Consider the following 23,258-nt stretch of genomic DNA (forward strand, 5'->3'; position numbering starts at 1 on the left):
CGCAATGCTTCCGGTTTCAGAGAAATAGCTTAACTGCGGTTAGACTGCACATATTCGATCAAAGCACGGGTCGATCCGTCTTTGTCGTCTGCGCCGGTCTCTCCTGCGAGAACCGGCCCCAACTTAGTGGCCAATTCCTTACCCAATTCGACCCCCCATTGGTCATAGGAATTAATCCCGAGGATTATACCTTCGACGAAAACGCGGTGCTCATAGAGCGCGATGATTTGACCCAAAGTGCGCGGCGTCAACTGCGGATAGATCAAGGTGGTCGAGGGCCGGTTGCCGGGGAACACCCGATGGCGGGCTTGCCGCTCCAATTCAGGGCCTGCCAAACCTTTTGCCGCCATACTGCTACGCGCTTCGTCCAAGGACCGACCGCGCATCAGGGCTTCGGATTGCGCCAGACAATTGGCCACCAAAAGCGCATGATGATGGGCCAAATCGGGTTCGTGCCCCTTGGCCGCAACCAGAAATTCACAGGGCACAGTGCGGGTGCCTTGGTGGATCAATTGGTAGAAGGCATGTTGCCCGTTGGTGCCCGGTTCGCCCCAAACAATCGGACCGCTATCACGGGCCAAATCCGCGCCATCCATCGACACGCGCTTGCCGTTGCTCTCCATTTCCAATTGCTGCAAATAGGCGGGAAGCCGCAGCAAACGCTGGTCATAGGGCAGAACCGCGCGGCTGGCGTGGCCCTGGATTTGGGCATGCCATATGCCGACCAAAGCCAACATCACCGGCACGTTATCGTGCAAAGGTACGGTGCAAAAATGTGCGTCCATCTCGGCCGCGCCTTGCAAGAACGCATCGAAATTATCGGCTCCGACGGCGAGCATGATCGACAATCCGATCGGCCCCCAAAGGGAATAGCGCCCGCCGACCCAATCTTCGAATCCGAACACACGGTTTTGGGCGATGCCCCACTCTTGTGTTGCCTCGGTGTTGGACGACAAGGCCGCGAATTGGGCTCCGGTATCAGTGACCTGTGTGGCCATCCATTTTCGCGCGGTTTCGGCATTGGTCATGGTCTCGATGGTGGTGAAGGTTTTCGATGCCACAATCACCAAGGTCGTTGTCGGGTCGAGATGTTGCAATGTGTCATGGATATGCGCCCCGTCGACATTCGAAACGAAATGCACCTTTGGCCCATCATGATACGGCGCCAAAGCCAGCACCGCCATGACCGGACCAAGGTCCGAACCGCCGATGCCGATATTGACCACATCGGTGATCGCGCCGCCCTGCCCCATGAATGCGCCGCTGCGCAGATCTTCCGCGAACCGCGCCATTGCGGCGCGGGTCTTGCGCACCCCGGGCATGACATCGACGCCGTCTACCAAAACTCTGGCCTCCGGCCCTGCGCGCAGCGCCGTATGCAGCACCGCGCGACCTTCGGTTTCGTTGATTTTCTCGCCACTGAACATGGCAGCACGCCGGGATTCGACACCGGCCTCGCGGGCAAGATCAAGCAAGGCGGCGCGGGTCTTTGTGTCAATTTGGGTTTTGGAATAATCAAACAGCATATCCCCGAACCGCGCCGAGAATTCTGCCGCACGCCCCTCCTGCGTAAACAGGTCAAGAATGCTCTGGCCTTGCGCCGTCTCGGCCAATGTCGAAAGCCTGTCCCAAGGGGTCATCGAAGTCTCCGTGATTATCACTTCAGTTAAAAAATCATTTTCGTCAGAATATTAAAAGATCAGGGCGCCCAATGCACGGTGGCGCCATCCAAAATCGCCGCGACCGGCGCATCTTGTGGGCGCATTTTCGCAGCGCGCTCGATTGCCGCGCGTTTTTGCGATCCGGTGATCACAATATGTATATTCATCGCCTCGGACAAAACCCGCGCCGAGAGGGTGATGCGCGGCTCCATCGCCCCCGGTGCACGCATCGGCAAAAGAATCGGTGCATCGCTACGCAACGCCTCTTCCAGAAGGTCGGCTTCGGGAAAGATGGAGGCCGTGTGCATATCGGCGCCCATGCCGAGCAACAGAACCGAAATCGGCAGCGCCGGCGCAATGCCCGCCTCGATCTGCGGCAAGACCTCTTCAGGGGTGTCGGCACGGGCATAAAGCGGAATATAGCGCGCCGCCGCCGCACGCCCGACAAGCAGGCGTTCGCGCAAAAGCCGGGTGTTGGAGCGCAGATGCACTTCAGGCACCCAACGCTCATCAGAGAGCATCACATCGACCCGACCCCAATCGAGATCGACGCTTGAAAGCGCATCGAACACCGGCCCCGGTGTGGTGCCGCCGGGCACCACCAACAGCACGCGCTCTCTTTGTTTCAAAGCTTGGCGCAACTCCCCTGCAAGGTTCTGCGCCAAATCAATCATCATCATTTCATCATCGGAATATTTTTTGAAATTCATGCTCTTATCTCCCGCCACCGGCGTCCGTCACGGTGCATCAACATCAAGGCGTCCTCGGGACCGGAGCTGCCGCTTTCGTAGGGTTCGGGCGCGTCGCCCCGCGCCTCCCATCCGTCAATAAGCGGATCGGTCCAGGCCCAGGCCGCTTCGACTTCGTCGCCGCGCATGAACAAGGTTTGATTGCCGCGCACCACATCCATAATCAGCCGCTCATAGGCATCGGGCACCTCTTCGGCGTCCGGCCCCAATGCTTCGGCAAAGGACATATCAAGTGGCACATCGATCAAACGCATGCCCCCCGGCCCCGGCTCCTTGATCGTGACCCCCAATTCCATGCCTTCATTGGGTTGCAACCGAATGGTCAAAATGTTGCGATGGCGGCCCGCTTCGGGGCCGAAAATCGAATGCGGCGTGTCTTTGAAGACCACGGCGATTTCCGAGGTCCGCCCGCGAAGCCGCTTGCCGGTGCGCAAATAAAACGGCGTGCCCTTCCAACGCCAATTGCTGATCGCAAGACGCATGGCGATGAAGCTTTCGGTTTTGGAGCGCGGGTTGTCAACATGCTCCAGATAACCGGGTTTTTCCGGATCATCGGGTTCAGCAAGATATTGACCGCGCACAATATCCTCGGGCGGCACCGGATCAAGCGCACGGATGACTTTGAGTTTCTCGTCGCGCACCGCATCCGGATCGAATTTCGCCGGTGGCTCCATCGCAATCAGGCACAGCAATTGCATCAAATGGTTCTGGATCATATCGCGCATCGCGCCCGAACGATCGTAATATTCGCCGCGCCCCCCGACACCGACGGTTTCGGCCACGGTGATCTGAATGTGATCGACATATTGCGCGTTCCATAGCGGTTCGAACAACATGTTTCCGAACCGCACCGCCATGAGATTTTGCACGGTTTCTTTACCAAGGTAGTGGTCGATGCGGTAAATCTGACCTTCATCGAAATGCAGCGCCAGCGTATGGTTGAGCGCCCGCGCCGTGGCCAGATCGCGGCCAAAGGGTTTTTCAACCACGATGCGGCTGTCGGCGTCGGCCATGCCATATTGATGCAACCGTTCGGCCAGATCGCCAAACAGGCTCGGCCCGACAGAGAAGTAAAACGCCCGCACCACGCCGATTTTCATCTTCGCGGCCAGCTCTTTCCATCCCTGCGTGCCGCGCGCATCGACGGTGACATAGCTTAGGGTTTCGCAAAACCCGTCTAAAGTGCCCTCTTCGCAGGATCGTCCGGTGCCAAATTCGCGCAGAGCCTCGCGGACAAAATTACGATATCCGTCATCGTCCATCTCGGATCGTGCCGCGCCGATGATCCGCGCGCCCGGTTCCATTTGCCCCGCGCAAAACCGCCGAAACAGGGCCGGCAAGATCTTGCGGCGCGCCAGATCCCCCGTTCCGCCAAAAATCACCAGATCAAATTCATCCACCGGAATAACACGCGAAACCATTTTGACATCCTGTTCTATGCTGCTCGGAAGCTGGCAAGGGACTTTGCCAGCACACAGCCGGAAGGGTTACGGGAGGCATTCGGCACGTATGTTAGCGCTAACCGATGCCAGTTGCCATTTCATACCCAGCGGGTTTGATAAAGTCTAGCACGGTTGCACCCGTTCACAATGGCGTGCTGCACTTTTACGGGGGGTTTATCCATGTGACCGGCTTCGTTAGCTTCATTGAAATCCAAGCCCCTGAAGATCCAGAGCAGAACGGAACACAGACCCGATGAAAGATCACGCCATGCAGACCAACAATCGGGCCATTCATGGCGCGGCCAATGACGGGAAATTCACAGATCCGGCCCTTACCGCCAAAGGCGAGGCGCGGGCGACCGTGGCGCTCGCGGGTGCAAAAACCTTGTGGTTCAACACCGGCACCCTGTGCAATATCACCTGCGCAAATTGCTATATCGATAGCTCTCCGACCAATGACGCGCTGGTCTATATGACTGCCGCCGAGGTGGCGGATTATCTGGATCAGGCCGCCGATCGCAACTGGCCGCTCGAAGAGGTGGCATTCACCGGCGGCGAGCCGTTCATGAACCCGCAGATCATCGAAATGATGCGCGAAGGGTTGTCGCGCGGATATCGGGTTCTTGTGCTGACCAATGCGATGCTGCCGATGATGCGCAAAGGCATGCGCGCGGGGCTTGAGGCGCTGCAGGCGGAATTTGGCGATCTTTTGACCTTGCGGATTTCATTGGATCATTGGCAGGAGGCCGCGCACGATAAAGAGCGCGGCAAAGGCGCCTTTGCGCGCAGCCTGAACGGTATGGATTGGCTCCGCGATCAGGGGATCAAGATGGCCGTTGCCGGGCGATCCGCATGGTTTGAAAGCGACGCCGAGGCCCGCAGCGGATATGCACAGGTTTTCGCAGAACGCGGCTATGACATCGAAACCGCAGATCCGGCGGCTTTGGTGCTTTTCCCTGAAATGGATATGACCGCCGAAGTGCCCGAGATCACCACGCAATGTTGGGGCATCCTTGGCAAATCACAATCGGAGGTGATGTGTTCCTCGTCGCGCATGGTGGTCAAACGCAAAGGCGCCGCGCGGCCTGCGGTTCTGGCCTGCACCCTGCTCGCCTATGAACCGGAGTTTGAATTGGGCGAGACATTGGCCGAGGCGGAGCGCGACGTCGCGCTCAACCATCCGCATTGTGCAAAATTTTGCGTATTGGGCGGCGCGGCTTGTTCGGTCTAACGCACATCGGCAGCCACCGCGCGCGTAGGCATTTCAGGAGCCTCCGGCGGGAATATTTAGGGAAAGCAGAAAGGGGGCGGCTCTTTAAAACCACTGCCCTTTCGTGTTAGGGACGGCTGATTTCGCCGCCGCCGACAAGAGCGCGCACCCCTGTCGTTGACGGCCCCGATGTCGGCAGGCCGCGCGCAACGCGCACCGCCAGATGGGCAAAGGCTTGGGCTTCGAGCATATCGCCGTCGAGTCCGACTTCTTCGACAGGCATCACGGGGCAATCGAGCGAGACCGCCAGCATTTGCATCAGCACCGGATTATGCCGCCCGCCGCCGGTGACGAGGACGCGGGCGGGCGGGATCGGGCAATGTTCCATCCCCCGGGCCACGGCGGCGGCGCAGATGCCGGTAAAGGTGGCGGCGGCGTCTTCATCGGACAGCTCGGCCACCAGATCCATCATGTCGGGAAAGGCGTTGCGATCCAGAGATTTCGGAGGGATGCGCGCAAAGTAAGGCTCGTCGAGCAGCAGCTCCAGCGCGCCCATCGCAACAGTGCCGCCGCGCGCCAATGCGCCGTTTTTGTCATAGGGCTTGCCAAACCGGCGCTGCATCAGATCGTTGATGGGGGCATTGGCGGGGCCGGTATCAAAAGCGAGGAGCGCGCCCGCGACTTCAGGGCCGGATTTGGCGGGGTCGACCCATGTGATGTTGCCGACGCCGCCGAGATTGAGGAAGCAAAGCGGTTCGGTGGCTTTGATATATTTGGCGCAGGCAAAGTGGAAATAGGGAGCCAGCGGCGCGCCTTCGCCGCCCAACTGCACATCGCAGGTGCGAAAATCCCAGACCACGGGCGTATTGAGCGCCGTGGCGAGAGCCGCGCCATCGCCGATTTGCAAGGTGCCGCGGCCGCGCGGGTCATGAGCGAGGGTTTGGCCATGAAAGCCGATGATCTGTGCGTCTTTGAAGCCGGTCAACAGATCAAGATGCGCTTGCATGATGATGTCCGTTGCGGCATCGACCTCCGGTCCGTCCCACTTTCCCAAAGCGGCGCGCAGGGTGCTGCGCTCGGCATCGGAATATGAACGATATGCCGTCTCGCCAAAGCTCTCTATCCGGCTGCCATCGGTGATTATCATCGCCGCGTCGACCCCGTCCAACGACGTGCCCGACATCGCTCCAAGCGCCGTGATTGCTCCGCCCTTCAACATGGTCTTTTCCTTTGCCATTTGCCCGCCTATACATGCCGCGCAAACACAAGCGGGACAAGAGCGATGACCTACCACCCCAAATCGGAATTCATGCGTGTGATGATCGAGCGCGGCTTTTTGGCCGATTGCACCGATTATCAAGGCCTCGACGAGGCGCTGATGAATGGGGTTGTGCCGGGATATATCGGGTTTGATGCCACGGCGAAATCATTGCACGTCGGGTCGTTGATCCAGATCATGACATTGCGTTGGCTGCAAAAAACCGGTCATCAACCGATCACCTTAATGGGCGGCGGCACCACAAAGGTGGGCGATCCGAGCTTTCGCGCCGACGAGCGCCCGCTTTTGACGCCTGCGCAGATCGACGACAATATCGACGGGATCAAAAAGGTTTTCGCCAAATACATCGAGTATTCTGATGCGCCCACCGGGGCGCTCATGCGCAACAATGCCGAATGGTTGGACGAACTCAATTACCTTGATTTCCTGCGCGACATCGGGCGGCATTTTTCAGTCAACCGGATGCTGTCGTTCGAAAGCGTGAAATCACGTTTGGACCGTGAGCAATCTTTGAGCTTCCTCGAGTTCAACTACATGATTTTGCAAGCCTATGACTTTCTTGAACTGAACCGCCGTTATGGCTGTTTGGTGCAGTTTGGCGGCTCGGATCAATGGGGCAATATCGTCAACGGCATCGATTTGACCCGCCGCGTGTTGGACCACGAGATTTACGGGCTGACCACACCTTTGCTTACCACATCGGATGGCAAAAAGATGGGGAAATCGGCCAATGGCGCGATCTGGCTCAACGCGGATATGCTCTCGCCCTATGAGTTCTGGCAATTCTGGCGCAACACCACGGATGCCGATGTTGGCCGGTTCTTGAAGCTTTATACAGAGTTGCCGATCGAGGAATGCGATCGCTTGGGCGCGCTGGAAGGCTCCGAGATCAACGAGGCCAAAGTGGTTTTGGCCAATGAAGTCACGACCCTATGCCATGGTGCAGAGGCGGCGGCGGCGGCCGAATCCACGGCCCGCGAAGTGTTTGAAAAAGGCGGCGTTGGCGATGATTTGCCCACCGTCACATTGAGCGCCGCAGATCTGGGCGATGGCATTTCCATCGTGCAACTCTTGGTGAAATCGGGTCTGGCAAAATCGGGTAAGGACGCCAAACGATTGATCGCAGAGAACGGCGCAAAGATCGACGATGCGCCTTTGACGGATGCCGGATTGATGGTTGATGCGGCAGCTTTGGCCACGCCGGTGAAATTGTCGGCGGGCAAGAAACGCCATGCTTTGGTAAAGCTTGACGGGTGATTTCGGGCACGGTGTCCGAACACGAGGGGGGGGTGTGATTGCGCCTGCCCCGGTTCGGGCGCGGGCCCGACTTGGCCGGCAATGGCGATGACGCTACCGTCCCTTTAGCGCCTCTGCCAAAATCTCGCGCACCAGGGCCGGATCAACATCCGCGCTGACAAAGCTGTCACCGATGCCGCGCGCCAAAATGAACCGCAACTGCCCATCCACAACCTTTTTGTCCTGTGCCATCAGTCCGAGCAAACCATCCGCATCCGGCAATTCGCCACTGATATCAGACAGATCCACCTTCATCTTCATCTCGCGCAGATGCGCGCGCAACCGGCTTGGGTCTTCTTGACTGCACAGGCCCATGCGCGCCGAAAGTTCAAATGCCAATGCACAACCGATTGCCACGCCCTCGCCGTGCAGCAAACGGTCGCCATATCCGGTCGCCGATTCCAACGCGTGGCAAAACGTGTGGCCAAGGTTGAGCAAGGCGCGCTCGCCCTGCTCTGTTTCGTCGCGTTGCACAATCCCGGCCTTCATCTGCACCGAGCGTTTCACCGCATAAATCCGCGCCGCCATGTCTCCGGCGGCAGCCTTGGGGGCGTTGGCCTCGAGCCACTCGAAAAACGCCGCGTCGCCCAACAGCCCGTATTTCACCACCTCGCCATAACCGGCAAGAAAATCCCGCTCGGTCAACGTGCCCAAAATGCCGGTATCGGCCAAAACCAGACTAGGTTGATGGAAGGCACCGATAAGGTTTTTGCCCTGCGGTGCGTTGATGCCGGTTTTGCCGCCCACTGAACTGTCGACCTGCGCGAGCAATGAGGTCGGGATTTGCACGAACCGCACGCCGCGCCGCAAAACCGCAGCCGCAAAGCCAACCAAATCGCCAATCACCCCGCCGCCAAAGGCCACCACGATATCGCCGCGCTCGACCTTTTGCTCCAATAGCCATTCGACCGTGCGGGTAAAATGCGGCCAGCTTTTGGTGCTTTCCCCCGCTGGCAACACCAATGAGACCATGTCGACGCCGCCAGCCCCGAGGCCTGCGCGCAGCGCCTCCAAATGCAACGCCGCCACATTTTCGTCGGACACCACCGCCACGCGCGGACGGCGCAACAGCGGCGCGATAAACGCGCCTGCGGCGTCAACAAGACCCGTGCCAATATGGATATCATAGGAGCGGTCGCCCAAATCCACATGCACCAGTTCGCGCAATTCCTCGGTCATTCGGTTGTCTCCAATACGTCATGGCGGGCGCTGATCGCGCGTAAAACACGGTTTGCCATTTCCTCGATCGAATAGGCCGCATCGGCATGCACTTCGATATCGGCCTGCGCATAGATCGGCACGCGGGCCTCGAAAATCTCGCTCAATGTGGCATAGGGATTGGCGGTGCGCAGCAAGGGGCGCGTTTGCTTGTGCCGCACCCGGCTCCAAAGCAAATCGAGATCGGCATTGAGCCAGACCGAAACTCCGCGCTCGGAGATCATTTCCCGATTGTTTTGGGCCAAAAACGCCCCGCCGCCGGTGGACAGGATACAGCGTCCGCCATCCAAAAGCCGCTCGATCACTTGAGTTTCTTTCTTGCGGAAGAACGCCTCTCCATCGCGGGCGAATATTTCGGCAATGCTCATATTGGCAGCGCGCTCGATCTCGGCATCGGAATCAATGAACGGCACGCCGAGCTTTGCGGCCAGAGCCTTGCCAACGGCGGTTTTACCCGCGCCCATCATCCCCACGAGAACAACGGTTTTTCTCAATTGCTCGCTCATGCCCTGCGCCGCAATCGGCGCTCCCCTGCCAAATTCCTCAATTTGCGCCTGAATGACGTGATCTTCGCCAAAAGGCCAGTTATAACTTGTTTAAAAGACGCAAAAAATGGGCAGGTCAATCATGTTTCGCATTCTCAAATACTTGTTCTTCTTGAGTTTCCTGGGCTTTATTGCCCTCATCGCCTATGCCTATCTCGCGCCGTTCTTCGGGGCTGATTTTGCCCCTGCGCCGACCGAGATTCGCACACCCGTGGTGCTTGATGCCAATTAGAACCCATTCATTGATCTGTTTGGCCGGTGCGGCTGCGGTGATCACCGCTGGGACATTTGGCGCCCCGGCGCAGGCCGAAACGCCCTTATCTGCGATTGACTGGCTCGGCGCGGCGCGCTTGCCGGTGGTGCACCCACCGCTTCTCGGCCCCGGGCAGCTCCCCCTTGCCGATGAGCCTCCGGTCAGCCATGACGCCACCGTGCCCGACGTATCGGTCGCCCCGCTTGATGCGCCAAAGCCCGACGCCGTGGGGCTGTTGCCAACCGCAATGACCGGGTTGCCACAAGACCTATGGCAAAACTCGACCAGCCATGCATTGGTCGCCTTGCTCCGCACCCAAAAGGCCCCGCGCCTTCCCGCCTTACAAGATTTGCTCTATACGTTGCTTCTGGCTGAAGCGAATGCGCCCGCAGACGCCGGCAACGACAGTGCGCTTTTACTGGCACGGATTGACGCCTTGATCGAATTTGGCGCCGTTGAACCTGCGGCGGCTTTGATCGACCGTGCCGGGGCGGATACCGCACCGCTGTTTGCACGGTGGTTCGATATTACGCTTTTGACCGGCGCCGAAGACGAAGCCTGTGCAGCGCTTTTGGCCCGTCCGGCGCTGTCGCCTTCTTATGCGGCGCAGGTGTTTTGCACCGCCCGGACCGGCGATTGGGAAACGGCAGCCCTCACTCTCGACACGGCGCGGGCTCTGAATTTGATTTCATCCAGCGACAGCAGACTTCTGGAGCAATTCCTTCACCCTGACACCACATCCGAGGGGCAGGATTTGCCACCACCGGCGCGGCCCTCGGCGCTGACCTACCGGCTCTTCGAAGCGGTCGGCGCGCCGCTGCCGACGGGCAACCTGCCGCGTGCGTTCGCCATGGGCGACCTGCGCGACACCTCGGGATGGAAATCGGAACTGGAAGCGGCCGAACGGCTGACCCGCAGCGGCGCTCTCGCCGCCAACCGGCTTCAGGGATATTATACCGCGCGCCAACCTGCCGCCTCGGGCGGGGTATGGGACCGCGTTGCAGCCTTTCAACGGTTCGATGCGGCCTTTGCCCGGCGCGATGTCTCGGATATCGCCAAGACCCTGCCCGATGTCTGGGCGGCCATGCGTGCAGCGCGGCTCGAAATTGCTTTTGCCGATCTCTACGGCGCCGAGCTTTATAAATTACCGCTCAGCGGGACGCCGCGCGCTTTGGCCTATCATATTGCGCTGTTGTCGCAAGACTATGAAACGGCGGCGCAATCTGCCCGCCCCGTGACCCGCGCCGACCGGTTTTTAACCACATTGGCCATGGGCACGCCGCGCGATCCCCATAGCCCCCGCGCCGAGGCCATCACCGCCGCCTTTGCCCCGCAGGCCCGCCCGCCCGCTGCGATCACATCCTTGTTGCGCCAACGGCGTCTTGGCGAAGCAATTTTGCGCGCGGTCAAGATTCTATCAGAGGCCAGCGGCGGCGACACCCAAGCCATCACCGAAGCGCTCGCCACCTTCCGCGCGGTCGGATTGGAAGCCACAGCGCGCCGCGCCGGATTGCAAATGATCCTGTTGGACCGGCAAGGATGAGCGCCGCATTGCATTGGATTTCCGCCTTTATCGAGGCGCAGGCCGCCGAATTGGGCGCGGCAGACAACACCCAATTGGCCTATGCCCGTGACCTCAAAGACTTCGCCGAATGGTGCGCGGCCCATGATCACGATTTGGCCGACCTGACCCGTCCGGTGATCGAAGAGTATCTGATTTATTGCGAAGCGCAGGGATTGGCGCAATCCACCCGCGCGCGGCGTCTTTCGTCGATCAAACAGCTCTATCGTTTCACCTATGAGGAACGGCTGCGCGGCGACAATCCGGCCTTGTTGATCAAAGGCCCGCCCAAGGCGCAGCGCCTTCCCAAAATATTATCAATTGAAGAGGTGGATGCGCTTTTGACGGCGGCCAAGAGCTACGGCAAAACGCCGCAATCCCGACTGCGCTGCACCGCTTTGATGGAGCTGCTCTATGCCACCGGGATGCGCGTGACCGAATTGGTGTCGCTACCGGTATCTGCCGCGCGCGGCGACCCGAGGATGCTTTTGGTACGCGGTAAGGGCGGCAAGGAACGCATGGTGCCGTTGTCGCCACCTGCACGGGAGGCCATGGTCGAATGGTTGGTCCTGCGCGACGCGATTGAAGACAGCGCACGGATTGAAAAAGGCACCCCTCCGTCAAAGTTCCTATTTCCGTCGCGGGGCAAGACCGGGCATTTGACCCGCGTGCGGTTCTATACGTTGATCAAGGAATTGGCCGTGCTGGGCGGGGTGGCGCCGGAAAAGGTCACACCGCACACATTGCGCCATGCCTTTGCCACGCATCTGCTGGCCAATGGTGCCGATTTGCGGGCGATCCAAACGCTATTGGGGCACGCCGATGTCGCCACCACGGAAATTTATACCCATGTCCTGGACGCACGGTTGAAGGAACTGGTGTTGGAGCATCATCCCCTGGCCAAGGAGTGAGTCCGGCGCAACGCGGCGGGCAATACATCCTCTGACGGCCACCATCCGGATGTGAGCGCCTGCGCATATCCCTCCGGCAGGCCTGCGGCCCGCATCTGCGCTGCGGCCGCCGGCGCATCATAGTCCAACCGATGAAACGACACCGCCCCTTGTTCCGAGAGCCGGACATATTCGGTTTGCGCCCGCCCATCATGGGGCGGCATGCCGATGACACCGGCGTTGATCCAGTGATGAGACCCAACCTGTTTTTCGAACCCGATACCGGAGTGGCCGCTGATTACGACATCAACGGGGCCAACCTCTTCCTCTATTATATTGATTTCATTTTTAAATTCTGCGTCCACAGTGGAACCCCAGATAAAGCGCGCCACATCCGTCGCAGCGCCATGCACCACCACATATCGCCGGGCCGCATGGGTAAACACCGCCCAATCCGGCAGATCCGCCATCCACGCACGGGCCTGCGCATCGATGGCGGCAGAGGCATAGCCGAACCAGTTCGCCGAAAGCAAATCACAGGCCGTACCGTCCTCAAATCCGCATCCGCAATCTGCCGCGCCGCTGGCCAATTGCCTCTCGCAGTTGCCCGCAATTACGCGCGCGCCTAGGGTGCGGACCACGTCAAGCGTGCCGCAGGGATCGGCACAATAGGCGACGACATCGCCGGTGCAAATATGATGCGCCGCATCGCAGGTTCGGGCGCGCAGGGCCTCGACCGCCTGACGATTGGAATATGGCCCCCCAAAAACCACCACCTCGCCGTTCAACCGGCCCCAATCCGCGATTTTCATGTTCTTCTCCCAACCGCGCCTTGAACGCAGGCGCGCCGCAGCCCATAACCAATGAAAGACTAACGGGAAAAGCAGTCATGGAACAGTCGTTCACGCAGCTCGACGCGGCGTTTTGGATCACATCTGCGGCAATTCTATTGCTGCTGGTATTGTCGGCGTTTTTCTCCGGTTCGGAGACCGCATTGACGGCGGCAAGCCGCGGGAAATTGCGTGCGCAGGCGGACAAGGGCTCCAAAGGGGCGGCGCGGGCACTCGACATCACCGATGACAACGAGCGGTTGATCGGTTCAGTGCTTTTGGGCAACAACCTTGTGAATATTCTGGCCACCTCTTTGGCCACCGCCATCTTCACCCGCGCGTTCGGCGAAAGCGGTGTAGCTTTGGCAACTTTGGTGATGACAATGTTGGTTTTGGTCTTTGCCGAAGTCTTGCCGAAAACCTATGCGATCACCAATGCCGAGGCTGCGGCGGCCGGGGTGTCGCCGGTCATCGCGGTTGTGATCCGGGTGTTTTCGCCGATTGTCAGCGCCGTGCGGCTTTTGGTGCGCGGGGTATTGCGGCTTTTCGGCGTGCAAATCGACCCCGACAGCCACATTCTGGCAGTGCGCGAGGAAATCGCAGGCGCGCTTTATCTGGGGCATTCCGAAGGCGTGGTCGAAAAAGAAGACCGGGATCGCATCCTTGGTGCATTGGATTTGGGCGAACGTGCGGTTGAGGAAATCATGCTTCACCGCAGCCAGATCGAAATGATCAACGCGCATAGCGAACCGGCGGAAATTCTGACGCAATGCCTCGAAAGCAGCCATACACGATTGCCGGTATTCAAAGACGAGCCGGACAATATTATCGGGGTGATCCACGCCAAGGATCTGTTGCGCGCGATGCACAAGCTTGCCTTGGCGCCCGCCGAAGGCAGCGGACCGCAGCCGATGGATGACTTCAAAATCGAACAAGTGGTGATGGAACCCTATTTCGTGCCCGAAACCACAACTCTGGACGACCAGATGCGGCAATTCCTGCGCCGGCGCACGCATTTCGCCATGGTTGTGGATGAATATGGATCGCTTCAGGGATTGATCACGCTTGAGGATATTTTGGAGGAGATCGTCGGCGAAATCACCGATGAGTTTGACGCCGATGTTGACCATCTGATCCGCAAAAGCGAGGACGGCCAGTTTTTGATCGACGGGGCAATGACCATCCGCGATTTGAATCGCGCCACGGATTGGGCTTTGCCCGATGACGAAGCCAACACTGTGGCGGGGTTGGTGATCCACGAGGCGCAAATGATCCCCACCGTGGGCCAAGTGTTCAGCTTTCACGGTTTCCGCTTTGAGGTTACGGCGCGCAAAGACAACCGGATCACGCGGTTGAAGATACGGCCCCTATGACAGCGGCGAGGCGGGATAAAACACCATGAGCGCCGCTGCCATCCTGATACTGGCGGCAGGCGCGTCGTCGCGGATGCGCGGCGGTGACAAGATAATGGAAGAGGTCGCAGGCGCGCCGTTGTTGACGGTATTGACCACGCGTGCCTTGGCGGCGGGATCGGAGGTCTTTGTCGCCCTGCCTTCTGCAGATCATCCGCGCGCGGCAGCTTTGAGCGGATTGGATGTCACGATCGTACCGGTTCCGGACGCAGCGGAGGGCATGGCGCGCTCGATCGCCTGCGGAGTCGCGGCCTTGCCGGTCGACACCTCGGGCGTGATGCTTTTACCCGCCGATATGCCCGAGCTCAGCCAAGCGGATTTGACCGCAATCCTGCGGGCCTTTGCCGGCGGGATGGCACGTCATGTGGTACGCGGTGCAGCGACAGATGGCACAGCGGGACATCCGGTGGTGTTTCCGGCGCGGTGTTTTGACGATCTATCTGCATTGCAAGGGGATCAGGGCGCGCGGTCCATCTTAAACGCGGAAACAGATATTTTGACCGTTGCCCTGCCCGCGCAGCACGCATTGACTGATCTGGACACGCCCGAAGAGTGGGCGGCATGGCGGGCAAAACAGTAGCCGCAGTTTTCACCCTGCGCACTGCCGGTGCTGCGGCGGGTGTTTGCACAGCATAGCGCGCCCGCAGCCCGTATAGGAATATATCCGACCACTGCGGCGCTCAAGCGGCGCGCCAAATCCTTGTCGCCCGCCCCCAAACGACGACACCCCGATGTCTGCTTCCGCACAGCCTGCGACAGCATCCATCGGGGCCCGCCGATACTCTGCCGCAGCGTGGCAGCGCCGCTGGCAGAATATTCAGTGGGGACCGATGGGTTAAAACCACCAGCCCCACGCTGCATATGCGATCACTTCAACAGAAGGCGCGCTTCGTGTTTCTTCAGCGAGCGACGGGCCGATTGATAGGCTTCGATGCCCTCTTGGCTGCGCAATTCGGGGAAGAGTTCGAAAATCTCGTTCCGCTGCGCATTGCCAAGACCGTCAAGCGTTTGCTCGCCGGGTTGGAAGCTTTCCGTCCATGCGCCGTTCGACAAGACAACCTCGTGGTGATCGAACATGAAGTGGATATAGGTCGTGCTCGACGCCTCCACCACGTCCACGCCGGCCATCCCGGTAAGGTGTTTCGCCGCCGCCAGAACCTCGCGCTCCTCAAAGTAGAGCGCCGTTTTGTCGTTGTTGACAAGCACACGGTGGTTCGGGCTGACCAGCATGTCGCGCTCAGGCAAGTTATTGCCCAGCGATCCGGCACGGATCAGAACCGGTTTGAGATGCGGCGCATGCTGTAACTCTTGCCCCGTGAGGCCGCGATTGCCGAGCCAACGGATCTCTTGGATACCGTTGTCGCGGGTGATGATCCGGTCACCAACCATCAACTCTTCGACCAGACGTTCGCCTTTTGGCGTGGCGATCACGGTGCCCGGTGTAAAGCAGGGGATGACATTCTCGATGTTCGCGAAGGTCATCGTGCCCGTCACCGTGCCCGACCCGTCGCGGAATTCGACCGTGCCGTTTTCCGAATTGGTTGGATCATAAACCACGTTGATCGATTGGCTCGGCGTGTTCAAACCACGCAGATCAAGCGTATCGTAGTCATCGCCGCCCTCATTGCCATCCACGACATCGCCGATGTTGCCACCAATGAAGGTATCGCGATCATCGCCGCCGGCCATATCGTCGGCGCCGTCACCGCCAATGAGGGTGTCGTTTCCGGCCCCACCCACCAGAGTATCTTCCTGATCGCCGCCATCGAGGTAATCATTGCCCTCGCCGCCGAGAATCAAATCTTCGTCGATGCCGCCGTCGATCACATCGTCACCGGCGCCGCCGACAAGCGTATCATCGTCGTCTTCGCCAAGGATCGTGTCGTTCCCGGCACCGCCATCGACGTAATCACGGCCATTTTCCGGCTGTGGATCGATATCGTCGGGCGCTTGCCCCCAGGCCAGCGTGCTATCGCCGGCGTTGATGAAATCATTCCCTTCGCCGCCGTAGATTTCGTCGGAGCCATGACCGCCGATGATGCTGTCGTCGCCGTCGCCGCCGTCGATATAATCATCATCGATGCCACCGTCGATGGTATCATTGCCGGTGCCGCCTTCGATGCTATCTGCATCATCGCCGGTCGAAATCAGATCGTTGCCCGCGCCGCCAAGGACCGTGTCCTTATTGTCGTCGGGATCGGGATCCGACGCATAGCCCGGCACCGGGAAGGGATCGTCATTCTCGTAATCCGAGAAGGTGTCGAACCCACCCTCGATGGTATCGTCGCCATCGCCGCCGTCGATGAAATCATTGCCGTGGAAGCCGTCGATGTAATCGTCACCCGCGCCGCCATAGACCACATCGTCGTCAATGCCGCTTTCGATCGAATCATGGCCTGTGCCGCCATAGATCGTGTCAGCATCATCGCCGGTGGTGATCGTATCGTTGCCTGCACCGCCATCAACAAAATCGCGGTCGTCATTGGGATCGGCATCCGGGCTATCGACAAACGGGAAGTAGTTGTCGATTTTCGGATCGTCATTGCCGGCGCGGATCACATCGTCGCCGTCATTGCCTTCCAAACTATCCGAGCCTTCATTGCCCGACATCGTATCGCTGCCGTCGCCGCCAAGGAGCGTGTCGTCGCCGACACCGCCAGCCATGCTGTCGTTGCCTTCATTGCCCTCGACGATATCGTCGCCTTCGCCGCCGCGCACTGTGTCATCGCCCAGACCGCCAATGACGGTGTCATTGCCTTCCTGACCACGGATCGAATCGTTGCCTTCGCCACCATCGATGCTGTCATCGCCGTCGTCGGCATAGATCACATCGTCGCCGCCTTCGCCGATGATGTCGTCATCGCCTTGGCCTGCATAAACGGTATCATTTCCATCGCCGGCTTGAATAATGTCGTCATTCGGACCTTCGCCCGGCAGAATTTCATCGTTGTTGTCGACCATGTCGCCTTCGGGGTCGCCGGTATAGGCAATATCGATCAAGTCATCGCCAATGGTGCCCGAAACAATGCCGTCAAGCGGTTGCTCGCCCACTGTGATGATGACGGTCGCGGTATCAGTTCCGCCCTGCCCGTCCGCAACGGTATATTCGACCGTCGCTTCGCCTTCGAAACCCGAAGTGGGATCAAAGGTGATCGTGCCGTCGGGGTTGATGGTGACATCGCCGTTCGGCGACGTCGCACCGGTGACGGTCAAAGGATCCCCGTCTACATCCGTGTCATTGCCGAGCACATCGACGACAACCGGCGTGTCGAAGGGCGTCTCGGCGCTATCGTCGATGGCAACTGGATCGTCGTTAACCGGCGCAACTGTCACGGTGACTTCGCCAGTATCTGTGCCGCCCTGCCCGTCATCAATCGTATAGGTGATCCTCGTTTCACCATTAAAGTCGGGCGCCGGCGCGAAGGTCAGCGTGCCATCGGGGTTGATGGTCACATCGCCGTTCGGCGACGTCGCACCGGTGACGGTCAGATCATCACCATCCGCATCGGTGTCATTGCCAAGCACATCGATGGTCACCGGTGTGTCCTCGTCGGTGCTGGCGCTATCGTCTTGCGCGACGGGGCCTGTGTTCTCCGGCAGGATCAGGTTCTCTATTTCGGTGAAGCTCATGGAGCCGGTGACTTGACCGCTGCCGTCAAGGAATTCGACGGTGCCTGAGGTGGAATTACCGTCTGCATCAACGGTTTGGTTGATCACGCGCAGCGGGCCGCTTTCCGACAGATCCAGCGTATCATTGTCATCGCCGCCGCTGCCGCCATCGACCACATCGCCCGCATCGCCGCCGATGAACATATCGGCGTCGTCATTACCGGACATGGTGTCGGCACCTTCGCCGCCAAGGATGGTATCGTCGCCTTCGTTGCCGATAATGACATCGTCGCCTTCGCCGCCATCGAGCACATCATTGCCCGGCGTGGCGATGCAGTCGTCGCCAGCGGCAATGGTGTTGAATGCCACATCGGTGACCCAGATCTTTTGATCGGTGATTTCGCCGTTGTCGTAATCGATCTCGATGCGGGACACGGGACCTGCCACTTCGACAAGAACAGATCCTGTGGCATCGGTCGGATTGAGCAGGCCGGAATCCACATCCAGACCGGTCACAGTGTTGCCGCTGACCAATTGATTGCCCGAGGGGGTCAAGGTCACATCGACCTCGTTGCCCGCCGCGTCATAGCCGCGGATCGTTACGATATCGAGATGCGGGTCGGTCAGGTTGCCCAAATCCACATCATTGAGACGGAAGGTCACATCGGTGGCCCCATCGGCATAAAGCGCATCGGTGGCGTTGAATGTCAGGCTGGTGGTCGAGGTGTTGTCCACGCCGCCTTCGCCGCCACAGCCATAGAGCTCGATACCGCCGTTGCCGGTCATCGGTTCGCCCGCCGCAACATATTGCGCATCGGAACTGGTAGAGATGGTCGCGCCGGTGTCTTGGGCCGTAAAGCCAACCGTGACATTCACGCCGCCCGCATCAATCACCGTGCCATCCGCAACGCTGCCGACGCTGGTCCAATCGAGGATCTTCGCATCCACCGTGCCAACAGGGCCGGTGGGCACCTCGCCGTCCCCCACCAAGGTATCATTGCCCGCGCCGCCGATCAGCAGGTCATCGCCCGCCTCGCCATAAAGCGCATCGTCCCCGTCGCCGCCGTCGAGCGTGTCATTGCCCGTGGCGCAATCATCGCCCGCATCCTCCACCGGCACATCGAAATAGACATCGGTGATATGGATTTCGCTGTCGCTGAACCCGGTCTGATTGTGGGTGATGACCAGATTGGCCACGGGACCCGCGATATTTACAAGAATCGAATGATCCGGATCGGTATTCGCGCCGGAGCCACCATTGCTGTTGGCGGTCTCATCCCCGCCCGCGCCGTCTTCATCGGTCAGGGTCACGCCGGCACCGGCGGTGATGTTCACATCAAGCAGGTTGCCTGCGGCATCATAGGCTTTGATGACGACTTCGCTGTCATGGTCGATGTCATTGACGCGGAAGGAAATATCACTGACCGGCGCGGAGAACCCAAGCGCGTAATCGACGCATTCGTTGCGCAGGTTCAGCGTCGAGCTGAGCGACGAAGTGCCATCAATGGTCTGACCGTCTGTATCGATCGAATGCACTTTTTGCTGGTCGGTCGAAAAGGTGGTTTCAGGGAAGTAATGGCTGCCGGCCACCGAGAAGGTTACATCAACATTGCCGGTATTTTGGGTGAAACCGCTTAGAGTGTCGCCGTTATCGATGGCACCGAAGGACAGTAAACCGGTATCCGGCGCCAGATCCCATTCAAAACTTTCACGGACCGATGCACCCGCATCGCCGGACGGTCCGGGCAAGTTGCTATCGCCATAGATTACGTCATCGCCTGCGCCGCCCGAAACGGAATCGTCGCCGTCGCCTGCGTACACCTCATCGTCGCCTTCGACGGCCAGCACCGTGTCATTGCCATCGCCTGCGGTGACGATATCGTCCTGGGGGGCTTCGCCCGGCAACAGAGCATCATTGTTGTCGATCATGTCGCCATTGGGATCGCCGGTATAAGCCACATCGATCAGGTCATCGCCTTCGGTGCCTTCAACGATCCCGTCGTTGCCGTTAACCACATCCTTGTCGAACACTGCGACATAATTGATATCGCCTTTGAAAAAATGGTCGTATTGGCCATCATTATATTCACGTGCACCAAAGGTGAAATTTTCATCGTCATCATCGCCAATGGCCATATCAAGGCCAGTGGTTGCGAAGTCTTGAGAGAAGGATGTGCCGTCAGTGACATTTTCAACGACGAATGTGCCGCCGGTGGTCGCATCCCAGGAATAGGCCACGCGCACATCATCGCCTGCATCAAAGAAATGGTCGGCGGTGGAGAGCGACACCACTTCACCATTCGAATAATGCATGGCTTCGACGGCGCCATCATTGGTCACCTGAATGTTGAAATAGCCTTCGGTATCGCGGTCACACCATTCCCCACGGTTGACCAATGTATCAGGGCTGGTGCCGACATGGGAGGTTTGGGTGAACTCGACCATGATCGTTCCGGCGTCTGCGTCAAAGGGGGCGTCTGCGCCGCGCACTTCGAAACGGTCGTCGTATCCGTCAAGGCGCAGCGCGCCATCAGAGATTGTCGCGCCGCAGTGGAGATCGCCATTTTGGGCAATATCATCGGCCAACCCGGTGTCGAGCGTTTCAGCCCCCCCCGTAAAATCCCACAGACCGATTAAATTATCTGCATTCGGGGCATCAAAATCATTGTCAGACGTATCTACAGGATCACCGCCACCGTGATGTGTGCCATGATTGTGCCAAAGCCACCAAAAAGTCATTGCTCTCTCCATTCCCAAGACGCAAATCGCGTCAAGGACACCCCAAAAAGTGGGGGTCTAAAATCTTACCCTGACGCGTTTTGACGGCCGAACAACCGCATGAAATTCACGCCTTTGCGCCGGGATGGGGAGAGAAGCACGCACCAATATGGCGCGCGAAAAAGACCGACGACAGCCGCACAGCTGACAGTCACTCTTCAATTAAATGTGGTCCACCTGCCGTTTGGCAGGAGAATGCGGACGCACACTTCAATCCCCATGCAGCAGCGCATGGATCAATGGTGCGGCCGCCCCCGTGGCCTAGAATTTGTACCCCCCAGTTGGGCACCTACTCTTTTACCCGAGCCTTTATCCCGCGACAAAGGGGAAAATCTTACGATGGTGAGCGGTGCCTTCATCTTCGTTACCAATTCTCTACCGTTTGGGAGGGTAAACCCGCCCAATTGACCCGCTTTTGTTTCGACGCCTGCCCCCTAGGGGAGTCACAAAATTCCTTGAAAACAGTGTTTAAGATCATGTTAACCATGCACAGAGGGCGTGCCGCTTTGGCGTCCATTGTTTCACCTTGAGAAACAGAACAGCACAGGCATGCGCCGCCTTGAAATCTTCACAATTGGTTAAGGAAGAGGCACCCAATATTTCCATATTGGAACCAAAGCCGCAATTGCCGCAGGATTTTGCCGAATTTGTGGAATGTCTCCGGCAATTTACCGAATCAATTTTATCAAAATTTGACGGCAGGCAAGTTCAGCGGGCTTGATACGCCCCACAACCTCCGCTTGACAGAGGTGCGAAAAAGCTCCCCTAGCGTGCAGCAACCGGAGCCTGACGACGCGGCTAATCTTGCACAGGCCCGCCTTGCCATGCCGGAGATCCGGCAAATCCGATCCGTCTCATGCGAAAGAAATCAATTGAAAGAAAAGCGCGCCACATTCGACCTCGGCGGGCGCGGTGCCGATGCGCTTCGGCGCGGTTTGCGGCGCTTCCGGCCGCTCCGCAACAAATGGAAAATCCAAAATGCATACAAAACAGGCTGCTGGTACCCAAGGCCGGACTCGAACCGGCACGCCTCGCGGCGGGGGATTTTGAATCCCCTGCGTCTACCATTCCGCCACTTGGGCAGCCTGCGGGGGGTTTAGCGTGCTCGGCGCACGGCGAAAAGAGCAAAAATGCTCAAACGGCCGGATTTATGCACAAAATGTAACAAACTGCCGTGCCGTCACCTGTGCCCGTGCTAAATCGGGATCAACGGGCCGCGTGCATTCAACCCCGCCACATCCATTCCGGCCAGTTTTTTATAGGTGCCCGCAACCTCTTCTAACTCGGCACGGCTCATCACATCATCAACCGCGCCGAAGCCCTGCGGGGCTTTATGCGCGACGATATCCAACACTTTATCAGGGCCATCGCCGCGATTTGCCAAAATCAGCGCATTCACCGCCTGGCGGCGCAGCTCCTCATAGCGCAGCAATGCCTGCGGCCCCCGCCCAGAATCGCGCAGCTCGCGCGCCAAAACGCGCGCATCCAAAACCGCCTGACTCGCGCCATTCGATCCGATCGGATACATGGCATGGGCCGCATCGCCCAAAAGGGTCACCCGCCCTTGGCTCCATTTTGGTAAGGGGTGGCGGTCCACCATCGGATATTCCCATATCCCCTCGGCCTCGCGGATGAGAGACGGCACATCCAGCCAATCAAACACCATCCCCTCAAAACCATCAATGAAATCGGATGCATCGCCACTGCGATTCCAGTCCTGTTCGCGCCAATCATAACTCGCGGGCATTTGCCGGTCCGCGATCCAGTTGATCAAACAGGTGCAATCGCCAAAATCCTGAATCGGATAGCAGACGAATTTCGCCGCCCGTTGTCCGATCACCGCCATGGTCCGGCCAGAGGCGTAATTGGGCGCGCGGGTCACGCCACGCCACATCATCACCCCGCCCCAATGGGCCGCGCCTTCATCGGGGTATAGCTTGGCCCGGGCCACTGAATTGATCCCGTCTGCCGCCACAAGGACCGAACCGGCAATCCGCCCCCTGCTGACACCGGTGTCGCGATCCTCAAGCTCGATTTCGATGCCGTCGGATGTCTCGCGCCATTCTTTCAGCGCCGCTCCCATGATCACCGCCTGCCCGCCTGCGCGTGCAACCAATGTATCATAAAGCATCATTTGCAATTTGCCGCGGTGGATCGAATATTGCGGCCATTTGTAACCGGCCAACATACCGCGCGGCTCGCGCCAGATTTCACCGCCTTGGGCGCTGTAATACCCCACCTCTTCGGTGCGCAACCCGAGCGCGTCGATTTCAGCCTCAAGGCCCAAGTCATATATTTCGCGCACCGCATGGGGTTGCAAATTGATCCCGACACCCATCGGACGCAGCGCAGGCACGGCTTCGAAAATTCGGAACGGAACGCCCAATTGATGCAGCGAGTGGCCCAATACCAACCCGCCAATGCCGGCCCCTGCGATCAATACGGTCATAACATTTACCCCTAAACCAGCACACTTGCGGCCTCTTATAAGGGCAAGGCGCACTAACTAATTAACTCAGACAACC

Annotated in this window: 16 protein-coding genes and 1 tRNA gene; 7 read left to right on the forward strand and 10 right to left on the reverse strand. The window is 59.0% G+C overall.

The features are described from left to right. Positions 1 to 29: 29 nt before the first annotated feature. From pgi to zwf, 3 genes are read right to left on the reverse strand one after another with little or no spacing between them, the layout of a single operon-like run. Complete coding sequence (gene pgi / locus DI396_RS00330; RefSeq protein ID WP_110794192.1) at positions 30 to 1,640, reverse strand: glucose-6-phosphate isomerase; 1,611 nt, start codon at positions 1,638 to 1,640, stop codon at positions 30 to 32. 59 nt (positions 1,641 to 1,699) lie between these two features. Beyond that, positions 1,700 to 2,371 carry a 6-phosphogluconolactonase gene (gene pgl / locus DI396_RS00335; RefSeq protein WP_110794193.1) on the reverse strand — a complete coding sequence of 224 codons (672 nt, stop codon included), beginning with the start codon at positions 2,369 to 2,371 and terminating at the stop codon, positions 1,700 to 1,702. Beyond that, positions 2,368 to 3,831, reverse strand: coding sequence for a glucose-6-phosphate dehydrogenase (gene zwf / locus DI396_RS00340; RefSeq protein ID WP_110794194.1), 1,464 nt, complete (start codon positions 3,829 to 3,831; stop codon positions 2,368 to 2,370). Before zwf ends, pgl begins: the two co-directional genes overlap by 4 nt. A gap of 289 nt (positions 3,832 to 4,120) precedes the next feature. On the opposite strand from zwf, the gene DI396_RS00345 reads away from it, so the two are divergent. After that, positions 4,121 to 5,083: a radical SAM protein gene (locus DI396_RS00345; RefSeq protein WP_407936286.1), complete on the forward strand. Its 963-nt coding sequence runs from the start codon at positions 4,121 to 4,123 to the stop codon at positions 5,081 to 5,083. Positions 5,084 to 5,189: 106 nt separating this feature from the next. Here DI396_RS00345 and DI396_RS00350 read toward each other — a convergent pair whose 3' ends face one another. Next, on the reverse strand, positions 5,190 to 6,299 hold the full coding sequence (locus tag DI396_RS00350; protein ID WP_235851687.1) for an anhydro-N-acetylmuramic acid kinase: 1,110 nt from the start codon (positions 6,297 to 6,299) through the stop codon (positions 5,190 to 5,192). Positions 6,300 to 6,344: 45 nt separating this feature from the next. On the opposite strand from DI396_RS00350, the gene tyrS reads away from it, so the two are divergent. Then, positions 6,345 to 7,598 (forward strand): tyrosine--tRNA ligase, encoded by a 1,254-nt coding sequence (tyrS, locus tag DI396_RS00355; protein ID WP_110794196.1) that lies wholly within the window; start codon positions 6,345 to 6,347, stop codon positions 7,596 to 7,598. A 93-nt stretch (positions 7,599 to 7,691) separates the two neighbouring features. Here the strand turns inward: tyrS and aroB are convergent, their stop codons facing one another. Continuing rightward, positions 7,692 to 8,804, reverse strand: coding sequence for a 3-dehydroquinate synthase (gene aroB / locus DI396_RS00360; RefSeq protein WP_110794781.1), 1,113 nt, complete (start codon positions 8,802 to 8,804; stop codon positions 7,692 to 7,694). A gap of 8 nt (positions 8,805 to 8,812) precedes the next feature. Further along, positions 8,813 to 9,361 (reverse strand): shikimate kinase, encoded by a 549-nt coding sequence (locus DI396_RS00365; protein ID WP_110794197.1) that lies wholly within the window; start codon positions 9,359 to 9,361, stop codon positions 8,813 to 8,815. Between the two features lie 121 nt (positions 9,362 to 9,482). Here DI396_RS00365 and DI396_RS16505 point away from each other — a divergent pair, with 121 nt between their 5' ends. Genes DI396_RS16505 through DI396_RS00375 form a run of 3 tightly spaced genes read left to right on the forward strand, consistent with a single transcriptional unit; the run spans position 9,483 to position 12,125 of the window. Beyond that, entirely contained in the window at positions 9,483 to 9,632 is a 150-nt protein-coding gene (locus DI396_RS16505; protein ID WP_204362764.1) for a hypothetical protein, read from the forward strand. Further along, positions 9,622 to 11,196: a hypothetical protein gene (locus DI396_RS00370; RefSeq protein ID WP_235851688.1), complete on the forward strand. Its 1,575-nt coding sequence runs from the start codon at positions 9,622 to 9,624 to the stop codon at positions 11,194 to 11,196. Before DI396_RS16505 ends, DI396_RS00370 begins: the two co-directional genes overlap by 11 nt. Further along, complete coding sequence (locus DI396_RS00375) at positions 11,193 to 12,125, forward strand: site-specific tyrosine recombinase XerD (protein WP_110794198.1); 933 nt, start codon at positions 11,193 to 11,195, stop codon at positions 12,123 to 12,125. Before DI396_RS00370 ends, DI396_RS00375 begins: the two co-directional genes overlap by 4 nt. Here the strand turns inward: DI396_RS00375 and DI396_RS00380 are convergent. Next, positions 12,104 to 12,916 (reverse strand): metallophosphoesterase family protein, encoded by an 813-nt coding sequence (locus DI396_RS00380; RefSeq protein WP_110794199.1) that lies wholly within the window; start codon positions 12,914 to 12,916, stop codon positions 12,104 to 12,106. The genes DI396_RS00375 and DI396_RS00380 overlap by 22 nt on opposite strands. A 77-nt stretch (positions 12,917 to 12,993) precedes the next feature. Between DI396_RS00380 and DI396_RS00385 the strand changes: the two genes are divergently transcribed. Together DI396_RS00385 and DI396_RS00390 are read left to right on the forward strand one after the other, a co-directional pair. Beyond that, positions 12,994 to 14,307, forward strand: coding sequence for an HlyC/CorC family transporter (locus tag DI396_RS00385; protein ID WP_110794200.1), 1,314 nt, complete (start codon positions 12,994 to 12,996; stop codon positions 14,305 to 14,307). A gap of 25 nt (positions 14,308 to 14,332) precedes the next feature. Continuing rightward, positions 14,333 to 14,926 carry a nucleotidyltransferase family protein gene (locus DI396_RS00390; RefSeq protein ID WP_110794201.1) on the forward strand — a complete coding sequence of 198 codons (594 nt, stop codon included), beginning with the start codon at positions 14,333 to 14,335 and terminating at the stop codon, positions 14,924 to 14,926. Positions 14,927 to 15,213: 287 nt separating this feature from the next. Here DI396_RS00390 and DI396_RS16650 read toward each other — a convergent pair whose 3' ends face one another. From DI396_RS16650 to DI396_RS00405, 3 genes are all read right to left on the reverse strand, one after another. Continuing rightward, positions 15,214 to 20,694, reverse strand: a complete 5,481-nt coding sequence (locus tag DI396_RS16650) for a Hint domain-containing protein (protein WP_110794202.1) — start codon at positions 20,692 to 20,694, stop codon at positions 15,214 to 15,216. Positions 20,695 to 21,731: 1,037 nt separating this feature from the next. After that, positions 21,732 to 21,815 (reverse strand) — tRNA-Leu (locus DI396_RS00400). Between the two features lie 113 nt (positions 21,816 to 21,928). Further along, the gene (locus tag DI396_RS00405) at positions 21,929 to 23,182 is read right to left on the reverse strand and encodes a flavin-dependent oxidoreductase (protein WP_110794203.1); all 1,254 of its coding nucleotides are present in this window, start codon (positions 23,180 to 23,182) and stop codon (positions 21,929 to 21,931) included. Positions 23,183 to 23,258 lie beyond the last annotated feature (76 nt).

Source organism: Litorivita pollutaquae (assembly GCF_003205515.1).
GTDB lineage: Bacteria > Pseudomonadota > Alphaproteobacteria > Rhodobacterales > Rhodobacteraceae > Litorivita > Litorivita pollutaquae.

Excerpts from the sequence above, each read along its gene's own strand:
- pgi (WP_110794192.1), bottom strand. The coding sequence starts at position 1,640 with ATGACCCCTTGGGACAGGCTTTCGACATTGGCCGAGACGGCGCAAGGC.
- pgl (WP_110794193.1), bottom strand. The coding sequence starts at position 2,371 with ATGAATTTCAAAAAATATTCCGATGATGAAATGATGATGATTGATTTG.
- zwf (WP_110794194.1), bottom strand. The coding sequence starts at position 3,831 with ATGGTTTCGCGTGTTATTCCGGTGGATGAATTTGATCTGGTGATTTTT.
- DI396_RS00345 (WP_407936286.1), top strand. The coding sequence starts at position 4,121 with ATGCAGACCAACAATCGGGCCATTCATGGCGCGGCCAATGACGGGAAA.
- DI396_RS00350 (WP_235851687.1), bottom strand. The coding sequence starts at position 6,299 with ATGGCAAAGGAAAAGACCATGTTGAAGGGCGGAGCAATCACGGCGCTT.
- tyrS (WP_110794196.1), top strand. The coding sequence starts at position 6,345 with ATGACCTACCACCCCAAATCGGAATTCATGCGTGTGATGATCGAGCGC.
- DI396_RS00365 (WP_110794197.1), bottom strand. The coding sequence starts at position 9,361 with ATGAGCGAGCAATTGAGAAAAACCGTTGTTCTCGTGGGGATGATGGGC.
- DI396_RS16505 (WP_204362764.1), top strand. The coding sequence starts at position 9,483 with ATGTTTCGCATTCTCAAATACTTGTTCTTCTTGAGTTTCCTGGGCTTT.
- DI396_RS00370 (WP_235851688.1), top strand. The coding sequence starts at position 9,622 with ATGCCAATTAGAACCCATTCATTGATCTGTTTGGCCGGTGCGGCTGCG.
- DI396_RS00375 (WP_110794198.1), top strand. The coding sequence starts at position 11,193 with ATGAGCGCCGCATTGCATTGGATTTCCGCCTTTATCGAGGCGCAGGCC.
- DI396_RS00380 (WP_110794199.1), bottom strand. The coding sequence starts at position 12,916 with ATGAAAATCGCGGATTGGGGCCGGTTGAACGGCGAGGTGGTGGTTTTT.
- DI396_RS00385 (WP_110794200.1), top strand. The coding sequence starts at position 12,994 with ATGGAACAGTCGTTCACGCAGCTCGACGCGGCGTTTTGGATCACATCT.
- DI396_RS00390 (WP_110794201.1), top strand. The coding sequence starts at position 14,333 with ATGAGCGCCGCTGCCATCCTGATACTGGCGGCAGGCGCGTCGTCGCGG.
- DI396_RS16650 (WP_110794202.1), bottom strand. The coding sequence starts at position 20,694 with ATGACTTTTTGGTGGCTTTGGCACAATCATGGCACACATCACGGTGGC.
- DI396_RS00405 (WP_110794203.1), bottom strand. The coding sequence starts at position 23,182 with ATGACCGTATTGATCGCAGGGGCCGGCATTGGCGGGTTGGTATTGGGC.